We start from the raw sequence: 1667 nt of genomic DNA, 5'->3' as shown, positions 1-1667 counted from the left end.
GACATACCACCTCAAAGATGGTAAGTACATTGCAAAATACGACTACGACCAGCACCCCCAGACACAGGGCGTAGGCAAATCAGAAGCATTTGTTAAAAAAGTTGTTCCTTTCTATAATGGAAGAGGACCTATCTTTGGAGCAGGTGACTCACAGGGTGACTTTAACTTCATGACCGAATTTAAAGACACTGTTGCAGGTCTCATGATCAACCGTATTCGCAAAGACGACGCAGCACTTTGCACAGCAATCGCCATTTATCAGGACGAAAAAGGCATCACACTTGCTGACGCAATGAAAAAAGGCGAAATCCGCTTTGTTAGCCAGGGACGTGACGAAAACACCGGTCATTTCAGACCTTTCCCAGGATCGATCATGCTTGGCAAGGACAAAGAAGGAATCCTCCACGAAAAAGCAGCAGGCTGGAAAAAGATGCTCGACGACGGAACATATACACCTAACTCACTTCTTAACGACTGTGTAAAACTTACAGGCAAACTTAAGAAGTACCACGGTACAAAGACCAGATAGTATTAACTAACTATTTAAATCTTTGAATTCCCAAATAAACACAAAAGGGAGCTTTCGTCGCAAGACGAAAGCTCTCTTTCTTATTACGGACTAATATTTAGAAAAACGAAAGGCAATCATTGTCTCAAGTTAAGTTGAAATTTTTAAAGGTTTTCCAAATAGAGATGTTGAATTTGTTGCATAAAAAATTAAAAGAATTAATTAAATCACGAATGCTGTTACAAAGAAAGAACGATTTATACTGTTGATAAAAAGCTAAAATCATTCGTTAAGAGCTGATAAATAGTATAAAACGGAATAAACAAATGCAAGTAATAGAATTGTATTCCAACTTCAACGTACTTGCATAATAAAAGCGATATTCTCTGATCTTGTATAAGAGAAAATAGTTTTAGATACCAACAATAAGAAAAGGTGTCTCTGCTTCAAGCAGAGACACCTTTTGTGTATTCTAATAATTAAGTTATTCGTGAAATAATACTGTCTAATGTTTTTGAGAAACGATCGTCATCTTCGCTTTTTCGCTTTGAAGGTCCTTTTGTTCTTCCGCCACTTTTGCGAAACTCTGCTTTTATATTGCGTTCTTCAAGCATAAAGTCCATTTTGTCTGAAAGATACTCAATACCAATAGGGTTAATCGCATAAGCCTTTTTTGAAAGAACCATAGCAGCTAGACCCCAATCCTGTGTTATAACTATGTCGCCCGCTTCTGTTAAGTTCATTACCTTAATATCTGCTTCTTGAGATGCGTTCCCAACTGTAATGTGCAAGTCTGATTCAATGTTGTGATTGAAACTAGCAACTGTCACCACTTGTATATTTGCTTTTTTACCTGCTTTTATAGTGTATAAAAGAACGTTCTTAGGACAAGCATCAGCGTCAACGATTATTTTCATACTATTTTCGCTAATTTTTGCAAAATAATTTTCACTATGATTTTAAACAGCCGCAACATTCTTGATTTGCCGAGTCTGTTACTTCCGCTTCAAGACTTTTTATATTTATACGGCCCTGTCTGTGTAGTGTTAGCGCCAAAGAGATAATTGTGGCAGGGGACACTCCTATTGTTTTTGCTACTTCTTCTGGCACTATCTTGCCAGTTTTATTTACTTCATTAACGAATTCTTCTCCAATACAT

Annotated in this window: 3 protein-coding genes; 1 reads left to right on the top strand and 2 read right to left on the bottom strand. The window is 37.1% G+C overall.

The annotated features are described in order from the left end of the window. A partial coding sequence (locus GXZ13_06955; protein NLX75547.1) for a hypothetical protein occupies window positions 1-529 on the top strand: 529 nt, incomplete at its 5' end. A gap of 458 nt (window positions 530-987) precedes the next feature. Here the strand turns inward: GXZ13_06955 and GXZ13_06950 are convergent. Both GXZ13_06950 and GXZ13_06945 read right to left on the bottom strand, forming a co-directional pair. Continuing rightward, window positions 988-1425: a DUF188 domain-containing protein gene (locus GXZ13_06950; GenBank protein NLX75546.1), complete on the bottom strand. Its 438-nt coding sequence runs from the start codon at window positions 1423-1425 to the stop codon at window positions 988-990. A 34-nt stretch (window positions 1426-1459) separates the two neighbouring features. Beyond that, window positions 1460-1667: hypothetical protein (locus GXZ13_06945; GenBank protein NLX75545.1), on the bottom strand; the 208-nt coding region annotated here is incomplete at its 5' end.

It is taken from the genome of Synergistaceae bacterium, assembly GCA_012728235.1.
In the GTDB taxonomy this organism is placed as follows: Bacteria; Synergistota; Synergistia; order Synergistales; family Synergistaceae; genus JAAYFL01.
This window is presented reverse-complemented; position numbering and strand designations above follow the sequence as displayed.